The organism is Pseudomonas alkylphenolica, assembly GCF_004025535.1.
Classification (GTDB): Bacteria; Pseudomonadota; Gammaproteobacteria; order Pseudomonadales; family Pseudomonadaceae; genus Aquipseudomonas; species Aquipseudomonas alkylphenolica_A.
In genome coordinates this window covers 1-703 of the sequence record NZ_QJRG01000025.1, presented here as the reverse complement: position 1 = coordinate 703, position 703 = coordinate 1, and the positions used below count along the sequence as shown (strand labels likewise).

Genomic DNA, 703 nt, shown 5'->3' with positions numbered 1-703 from the left:
ACCACCGGCACCCTGAAAATTGATGCGAGTAACGGCGAAGACGTCTACACCGACGGCAGCTCGTTGACCGCCACGATCACCGGTGTAAACGGTCCTGGCTTTGAAAGCCTGGGTATTAAAGCGGGCAGCGGCTCTGCCACTTCGACGGTTGTGGATACCCTTACTCCGTCGACTGTTAGCCTGTCCGGTTCGGTACAAAACGAAGGCCCGTCGGCGCAGTACGTCTTCACCGCCACCCTGAGCCATGCCTCCCAAGGCGTGACTACGATCACCACCGACAAGGGCGTGATCACCATTGCTGACGGCCAGACCACTGGCACCCTGGAAATTGCTGCGGGCAACGGTGAGGACGTCTACGTTGACGGCAGCTCGTTGACCGCCACGATCACCGGTGTAAACGGTCCTGGCTTTGAAAGCCTGGGTATTAAAGCGGGCAGCGGCTCTGCCACTTCGACGGTGGTGGATACCCTTACTCCGTCGACTGTTAGCCTGTCCGGTTCGGTACAAAACGAAGGCCCGTCGGCGCAATACATCTTCACCGCCACCCTGAGCCATGCGTCCAAAGGTGTGACCACAATCACCACCGATAAGGGCGTGATCACCATTGCTGACGGCCAGACCACTGGCACCCTGGAAATTGCTGCGGGCAACGGTGAGGACGTCTACGTTGACGGCAGCTCGTTGACCGCCACGATCACCGGTG

Annotated in this window: 1 protein-coding gene; it reads left to right on the top strand. The window is 59.3% G+C overall.

The window, feature by feature from the left end; translation table 11 throughout:
- Positions 1-703, top strand: a 703-nt coding sequence (locus DM813_RS28370; RefSeq protein ID WP_206617345.1) for an immunoglobulin-like domain-containing protein, incomplete at both ends; no start/stop codon positions are given.